The organism is Streptomyces durbertensis, from assembly GCF_014156695.1.
GTDB classification, from domain to species: domain Bacteria; phylum Actinomycetota; class Actinomycetes; order Streptomycetales; family Streptomycetaceae; genus Streptomyces; species Streptomyces durbertensis.
Genome location: NZ_WMLF01000302.1, coordinates 1 through 6,703, shown reverse-complemented (window position 1 = coordinate 6,703; position 6,703 = coordinate 1). Strand labels below are relative to the sequence as shown.

Here is a 6,703-nt window from a genome sequence, read left to right as displayed (position 1 = left end):
GTCCTCCGGCTCGGGTTCGGTCTCGTCGGTGCCGCCGGGGTCGGGCAGGGCCGGGCGTGCGTAGTCGGGCACGTTGCCGCGTGAGGGTGTGGGCTCGAAGCGGGTCCAGCCGACGCCCTCGAAGTAGACCTCGGGCCAGGCGTGGGCGTCCTGGATGCCCACCTCGTAGCGGCCGGCGCCGGTGCGGGTGCCGGGGGTGAAGCCGACGGCGACGCGGGCGGGTATGCCCAGGGTGCGGGACATGGCGGCCATCGAGAACGCGAAGTGCACGCAGAAGCCCTCGCGTTGTTCGAGGAAGCGGGCGATGGCCGCGCTGCCGCTGCCGGCGCGTACCTGGGTGTCGTAGCGGAAGCCGCCCTCGCGGGCGAACCACTCCTGGAGGGCGAGCGCCCGTTCGTAGTCGCTGCCGGCGCCTGCGGTGACCTCCCGCGCGGTCTCGGCGACCACCTCGGGCAGCGACTCGGGGACGCTGGTGTACTCCCCCACGAGGCTCCGGCGGGGCTCGGGCGCGTTCTTCAGCTGCTCGGCGGTCGGCCGGACGCTGAGACTGCTGACGGTGTAGGTGGCGCCGGCGGTGGTCTGCCGGTGGTCGCCGACCAGGGTGCGGCCCTCCGGCTCGAAGCGCCACCGCCCGTCGATCTCGACGCGCTGCGCCGGGTACGGCATCGGCAGCCAGTTCTGCTTGTACCAGTCGGCGGCCTCGATGGAGGTGGTGTTGAGGCGGCGCGCCACGTCGGAGGAGAGGCCGGGCACCGGGGGCAGCGTCTCGGGCACGGCCTCGATGCGCCGCTCGGCGGGCTTCCACGCGGTGCCGTCGAACTGGTCGAGCGCGACGATGCGCAGGTACATGTCCTGGTTGTCGCGGGCGTTGGTCTCGTAGGTGAGGACCGTGCGGTTCTCGGGCTGGTTGAGGCTGTCCTGCAGGGCGACAAGGGGGTTGACGGCGGTCACGGTGCCGCCGACGGGGTTGCCCGCGCTGTTGTTCGCCGGATCGAGCAGGCCGCCGCCGAGGGAGGGCAGCAGCGCGGGCACCAGCAGGGCCAGGCCCAGGGCGGCCGCGCCGATGCGGCGCCCGGTGCGGACGGGGGAGGACAGCGGCCGGTTCGACGTCTCGGCGCCGCCCGCCGACGGTCCGCCCCGCGCGGGCCCGCCGTGCGGGGGCCCGCCGAAGACGCGGCCCCAGCGGGTCACGCGGTCCCGTCCCTCGGCGAGGAGCAGCAGCAGGTAGCCGCCGGCGGCGGCGAGGAACCACAGCCAGGTGACGTCACCCTGGTTGAGTCCGGCCGCGACCGAGTACAGGGCGAGCAGCGGCAGCCCGGCCGGTGCCGCCGCGCGGAACGTCACCGCGAGCAGGTCGACGAGCAGCCCGATCAGCACCACACCGGCCACCAGCAGCAGCCGGATGCCGTCGGTGACGGGCGCCGGCGTCGCGAACCGGGTGACGTCGTCGGCGCCCTGCCCGAGCAGCAGCCACAGCTGCTCGAAGGAGGCCGGCAGCGGGATCATGCCGCCGAGCGCCGTGCCGGGCACAAAGAGCACGGTGACCAGCAGGAGCGCGGTCATCAGCTGGGCGAGGACGACCAGCGCCCGGGACAGGGGTGTGCGCCGGGCCATGACGCCCACCGCGCCCTGGACCGCCAGGACGAGGGCGGCCTGCGTCAGCCAGCCCACCGGTTCGTCGACCAGCGGGGTCAGCGCGCCCGCCGCCGCGACCGTGGCCAGCCAGGCGGCCACCGCCAGTCGTGTTCCGCCGCTCATCAGAGAACGCCCCCCGTCGTGCGGTTGCCGCCTACCCTGCCGTCCGCCTGCCGCCACAGGTCGGCCAGGCGTGCCCCGGGCCGGCAGGGCAGCACGGTCCAGCCGCTCTCCCGCAGCTCCCGCAGCCGTGCCTCCTCGATGTCGGGCGGTTGGTGTCCGCCGGCCACGAACGCCACCGCCGCGCCGGCGCGTTGCCGGATGCGGGCGGCGAGCGCCGTCTGCTGCTCGTCGAGCGCGCCGAGGAACGCGACGAGCAGCCCCTCGCCGCCGCGCAGCGCGTCCAGGGCCCGGGAGAGCCCGGGGTCCTCCGAGTGCTCGACGACGGCGAGCACGTCCATCAGCAGTCCGGCGGTGTCCGAGGAGTCGCCGGTGAGGTCGCCGCCGTCGGGTCCTGGGGCCATCGCCCCGGTGTCGGTGAGCAGCCGTACCGCGTAGCCGCGTTCGAGCAGGTGCAGGGCGACGGACGCGGCGCCGGTGACCGCCCACTCGAAGGGGGAGTCGGGGCCTGCCCCGCGCCAGCCGACGCGCCGGGTGTCGAGCAGGACCGTGCAGCGGGCCTGCCGGGGCTGCTCCTCGCGGCGGACCATCAGCTCTCCGTAGCGGGCGGTGGAGCGCCAGTGGACCCGCCGCAGGTCGTCGCCGTGCCGGTACTCGCGGGGGATGACGTCGTCGTCTCCGGCGAGGGCGAGCGAGCGGCGGTGGCTGTCGCCGTACCCGCCGGCCTCGCCGGGCAGCCGGATGGCCGGCAGCGGCTCGGTGGGCGGTATCACGGTGAGGGTGTCGCGGGCGCTGAAGGAGCGGGTCAGCTCGACCATGCCGAACGGGTCGCTCAGTCGCAGTTCCAGCGGCCCGAGCGGGTAGCGGCCCCGCAGGTCGGACCGCACCCGGTAGGACACCTCGCGGCGCCCGCCGGCCTCCACCCGGTCCAGTACGAACCGCGGCCGGGGGCCCAGCACGTAGGGCACCCGGTCCTGGAGCATCAGCAGTCCGGTGGGCATGCGGGAGACGTTGTCGACCCGCAGCCGCACCCGGGCCTCGGTGCGGGTCGGTACGCGGGAGGGGGAGAGCAGCCGGGAGCCGGCCACCCGGTAGCGGGTGCGGTGCAGCACCAGGACGCACACCAGCGGCAGCGCGGCCAGCAGCATGCCCACGCGCAGCAGGTCCGGCTGGCCGAGCACGTAGGCGCAGGCCGCGGCGGCCGCGCCGGCGGCCAGGAAGGAACGCCCCCGGGTGGTCAGCCCGGCCAGCGACGTCCGCAGCCCGGCGCGTACCCCCGGGTCGCCGCCCGAGCCGCCGCCCCGGGCCCCGCCGCGGGGGGCGCGGTCGGGGGTGCCGCTGCCGTCGGCCATCACAGGCCCCGGTCGGAGGACCGCCCGTACGGTTCCCGCCACGCCTGCGCGGCGGCCTCGGGGACGGGCGTGTGCTGGAGTATCTCCAGGACGATCTGTTCGGCCGTGCGCCGGTTCAGCTGGGCCTGGGCGGTGGGCAGCAGCCGGTGCGCGAGCACCGGCACGGCCAGCGACTGCACGTCGTCCGGCAGCGCGTACTCGCGGCCGGCCAGCGCGGCGGTCGCCTTCGCGGCGCGCAGCAGTTGCAGCGTGGCGCGCGGGGAGGCGCCCAGCCGCAGCTCCGGGTGGTTGCGGGTCGCGGTGACGAGGTCGACGGCGTACCTGCGGACCGTGTCGGCGACGTGCACACCGCGCACGGCCCCGATCAGCTTGGCGACATCGTCGGCGTGGGCGACCGGTTGCAGGTCGTCCAGCGGGGAGACCGCGGAGTTGCCGCCGTGCACGTCCAGCATCTCCAGCTCGGCCTCCGGGCTCGGATAGCCGATGGAGATCCGCGCCATGAAGCGGTCGCGCTGGGCCTCGGGCAGCGGGTAGGTGCCCTCCATCTCGACCGGGTTCTGGGTGGCCACGACCATGAACGGGTCGGGCAGCCGGTAGGTGTGGCCGTCGATGGTGACCTGGCGTTCCTCCATGGACTCCAGCAGCGCCGACTGGGTCTTGGGGGAAGCGCGGTTGATCTCGTCGCCGATGACGATCTGGGCGAAGATCGCGCCCGGCTTGAACTCGAAGTCCTTGCGCTGCTGGTCGTAGATGCTGACGCCGGTGACGTCGGAGGGCAGCAGGTCGGGGGTGAACTGGATGCGGCGGACCGTGCAGTCGATGGACCGGGCCAGCGCCTTGGCGAGCATTGTCTTGCCCACCCCGGGCACGTCCTCGATCAGCAGGTGGCCCTCGGCGAGCAGCACGGTGAGCGACACACGCACGGCCTCCGGCTTGCCCTCGATGACCCGCTCCATCGACCGGCGCACCCGGTCGGCGGTGTCCGTCAGGTCGCTGAGGCTCGCCCGCTCGTCATTGGTCGTCACCCGGCCCTCCTCGGCCCTCACGGCCGAGCCACGCGGATCTCCGTTGATCCCCGTGGTCGGCGCACCGTGAAACTTCCCGGGCCGGACCCGGTGTGGGTGACCCGTCGAAGGGCCATTGTTCACGGCTGACGGCCGTTCCGTCACTCTTCCGGGTCCCGAGGGCGGACCCACCGGGACAAACCGGGGCGCCGGTCGGGCCGGGCGGTCACCGCGGGCTCACGCCGGGTCGACCTCGCGGAGGGCGCCGCTGTGGACGTCGAACACAAAGCCGCGGACGTCGTCGGTGTGCGGCAGGAACGGGGAGGTGCGGATGCGTTGTATCGACTGGCGGACGTTCTGATCCAGGTCGCGGAAGGACTCCACGGCCCAGCTCGGCCGCTGGCCGACCTCCAGCTCCAGTTCGTGGCGGAAGTCCTCGGTGAGCTTGAGCAGACCGCAGCCGGTGTGCTGGATCAGCACCACCGAGCGGGTCTCCAGGGCGCGCTGGCTGATCGTCAGGGAGCGGATCACGTCGTCGGTGACCACGCCGCCCGCGTTGCGGATGGTGTGGCAGTCACCGAGGTTGAGACCCAGGGCGGCGTGCAGGTCCAGACGGGCGTCCATGCACGCCACGACGGCCACCTTCAGCACCGGCCGGGCGTCCATGCCCGGGTCGGTGAAGTCGGCGGCGTAGACGGTGTTGGCTTCGACGAGACGGTCGGTGACCGTCCGCTGCTGGGAGGAAGTCGACATGCCCCGCAGGTTAACGGGGCCGGAAGCGGGAATCCGCTGTGAGATCGGGCGCAGTCCGGCATTCGGCCGCCCCCGGGGCCGCCTGTGAGCTAATCCACAGGGGCCGCCGGGCGCTTCCACCCCGCCGGGGCGGGCGCGCGGCCGGTGTCTCACGGAGTGGACCACGGCGTGTCGGGGCCGTCCGACCCGGCCGGGCGGCGGCGGGGACGAACCGGGCGGCAACGCGCCCAACCGGTTGGTTGACCGGGCCGGTCAGTGGACTAGAGTGACGCCGAGTGGGAGGCGTGAGAGCGCGTCCGACCGGTACGGGAACCCGATCCGACGCCCGATCGTGCGCGCGGCGGCGCACATACGGCTCGGCCTCCTCCCGCTCCGGCCCTCTGACGTCACTTCCCCGGCGCCAGGAGGCGGCTTCCCCTTCAGAGCGGGCGGGGACCGAGCTGGATGTGCAGCAGCCCGCGCCGGACCGTGAACGAGGGCGCATGACCAGCAGCGAAGAGCGACACGTACCCGTGATGCTCCAGCGGTGTCTGGACCTGCTCGCCCCCGCGCTCCAGGAGCCCGGCGCGGTGGTCGTGGACTGCACGCTGGGGCTCGGCGGACACAGCCAGGCGATGCTGGACGCGTTCCCCGAGGCCTCCCTCGTCGCGTTGGACCGCGACCCGCAGGCGCTGAAGCTCGCCGGTGAACGGCTCGCCGACTACGGCGACCGGGCCACCCTGGTGCACGCCGTCTACGACGAACTCCCCGACGTGCTCAGGCGACTGGGCCGGCCGCGGGTCCAGGGCGTGCTCTTCGACCTCGGCGTCTCCTCGATGCAGCTCGACGAGGCCGACCGGGGCTTCGCCTACGCCCAGGACGCCCCGCTGGACATGCGCATGGACCAGACGACCGGCGTCTCCGCCGCCGAGGTCCTCAACACCTACCCACCCGGCGAACTCGTCCGCATCCTGCGCGCCTACGGCGAGGAGAAGCAGGCCAGACGCATCGTCGAGGCCGTCGTGCGGGAACGCCGGAAGGAGCCGTTCCGCAACAGCGCCCGGCTTGTCGAGATCATCCGCGAGGCGCTGCCGCAGGCCGCCAAGCGCACCGGCGGCAATCCCGCCAAGCGCACGTTCCAGGCGCTGCGCATCGAGGTCAACGGCGAACTCGCGGTACTGGAACGGGCTGTGCCCGCCGCCGTGGACGCGCTCGCCGTCGGCGGCCGCATCGCCGTGCTCTCCTACCACTCGCTGGAGGACCGGCTGGTCAAGCAGGTGTTCGCGGCGGGCGCCGCGAACACCGCGCCGCCCGGGCTGCCGGTGGTGCCCGAACGCTACCTGCCCCGGCTGCGGTTGCTCACCCGCGGCGCCGAACTGCCGTCCGAGGAGGAGGTGGCCCGCAACCGGCGCGCCGCCCCCGCCCGGCTGCGCGGCGCCGAACGCGTCCGGGAGGTAGTGACGGAATGACGGGCAAGGAGCAGTCGCCGCGGCTGGCCCGGCTCTCCCGGCTGGTCCCCGGCCGGGGCGCGGGCGCCGCCCGCACCCCGTTCGTGCTGCTTGTCGTCGTCCTGCTCGGCTCCGGGCTGCTCACCCTGCTGCTGCTCAACGCCTCCCTCAACCAGGGCTCGTTCGAGCTGAGCAAGCTCAAGAAGCAGACCAGGGAACTCACCGACGAGCAGCAGCAGCTCCAGCAGGAGGTCGACGGCTACTCCGCGCCGGACGCGCTGGACAAGCGGGCCAGGGAACTGGGCATGGTGCCCGGCGGCGCGCCGGTGTTCCTGCTGCCCGACGGCGACGTCGTCGGAGAACCGGAAACAGCCGCCCCCGACCCCGGGAGGTGACGCGGTGCGTCCCGAGG

General features: G+C 74.0%; 6 protein-coding genes. 2 read left to right on the top strand and 4 right to left on the bottom strand.

Going from position 1 to position 6,703, the window contains the following annotated elements:
- From GL263_RS18620 to GL263_RS18605, 4 genes are all read right to left on the bottom strand, one after another.
- On the bottom strand, positions 1-1,758 hold a 1,758-nt coding region (locus tag GL263_RS18620; RefSeq protein ID WP_182856857.1), incomplete at its 3' end, for a transglutaminase TgpA family protein.
- On the bottom strand, positions 1,758-3,107 hold the full coding sequence (locus GL263_RS18615; RefSeq protein WP_182856856.1) for a DUF58 domain-containing protein: 1,350 nt from the start codon (positions 3,105-3,107) through the stop codon (positions 1,758-1,760). The genes GL263_RS18615 and GL263_RS18620, both read right to left, overlap by 1 nt.
- Positions 3,107-4,132 carry an AAA family ATPase gene (locus GL263_RS18610; RefSeq protein WP_182856855.1) on the bottom strand — a complete coding sequence of 342 codons (1,026 nt, stop codon included), beginning with the start codon at positions 4,130-4,132 and terminating at the stop codon, positions 3,107-3,109. The genes GL263_RS18615 and GL263_RS18610 overlap by 1 nt, the downstream gene beginning before the upstream one ends.
- A 216-nt stretch (positions 4,133-4,348) precedes the next feature.
- Positions 4,349-4,864, bottom strand: coding sequence for a beta-class carbonic anhydrase (locus GL263_RS18605; protein ID WP_182856854.1), 516 nt, complete (start codon positions 4,862-4,864; stop codon positions 4,349-4,351).
- A 482-nt stretch (positions 4,865-5,346) separates the two neighbouring features.
- Here GL263_RS18605 and rsmH point away from each other — a divergent pair, with 482 nt between their 5' ends.
- Both rsmH and ftsL read left to right on the top strand, forming a co-directional pair.
- Positions 5,347-6,312: a 16S rRNA (cytosine(1402)-N(4))-methyltransferase RsmH gene (rsmH, locus tag GL263_RS18600; RefSeq protein WP_182856853.1), complete on the top strand. Its 966-nt coding sequence runs from the start codon at positions 5,347-5,349 to the stop codon at positions 6,310-6,312.
- Entirely contained in the window at positions 6,309-6,686 is a 378-nt protein-coding gene (gene ftsL / locus GL263_RS18595; RefSeq protein ID WP_182856852.1) for a cell division protein FtsL, read from the top strand. Before rsmH ends, ftsL begins: the two co-directional genes overlap by 4 nt.
- Positions 6,687-6,703: the final 17 nt, after the last annotated feature.

What these genes read in the sequence shown, in the direction of transcription:
- GL263_RS18615 (WP_182856856.1), bottom strand. Translation starts at nt 3,107, where the DNA reads ATGGCCGACGGCAGCGGCACCCCCGACCGCGCCCCCCGCGGCGGGGCC.
- GL263_RS18605 (WP_182856854.1), bottom strand. Translation starts at nt 4,864, where the DNA reads ATGTCGACTTCCTCCCAGCAGCGGACGGTCACCGACCGTCTCGTCGAA.
- rsmH (WP_182856853.1), top strand. Translation starts at nt 5,347, where the DNA reads ATGACCAGCAGCGAAGAGCGACACGTACCCGTGATGCTCCAGCGGTGT.
- ftsL (WP_182856852.1), top strand. Translation starts at nt 6,309, where the DNA reads ATGACGGGCAAGGAGCAGTCGCCGCGGCTGGCCCGGCTCTCCCGGCTG.